A 450-nucleotide genomic window follows, 5' to 3' on the forward strand; every position below is an offset into this window, starting at 1 on the left:
AAGACGATCATGACATCAGCAACGCCACGATTCCGCAGCTCGCCCAGGACACCGGCCCAATGCTTGGCCCCTTCACCGCCGGTGCCGACCCACAGGCCCAGCACGTCTCGCTCACCAGCGAGAGTGACTCCGACCTAGATCGGCCGGTTGACGACCTTCCCGTCCCGGATCTTCACGAAAATGGCGTCGATCAACACGATCGGATACACGCGTTCAAGCGGGCGCGACTGCCAATCGTTCATCTCGTCGACCACCTTGTCGGTGATCTTCGAAATCAACTCCCGAGAAACCTCCACATCATAGATCTCAGACAGATGCTTCTGAATTTCCCCGGTCGTCAACCCCTTCGCATACAGGGAGATGATCGACTCGTCGAAACCCTCCACCCGCCGTGAATATTTCGGCACCATCCGCGGCTCGAATTCCGAATTCCGATCCCGCGGCACATCG

The 450-nt window shown here is 58.4% G+C and carries 1 pseudogene; it reads right to left on the reverse strand.

Annotated features, from left to right (window positions below):
• Positions 1 to 450 (reverse strand): annotated as a pseudogene (locus K7711_RS47135) (IS256 family transposase); the annotation flags it as partial.

It is taken from the genome of Nocardia coffeae (assembly GCF_019890715.1).
In the GTDB taxonomy this organism is placed as follows: Bacteria; Actinomycetota; Actinomycetes; order Mycobacteriales; family Mycobacteriaceae; genus Nocardia; species Nocardia jiangxiensis.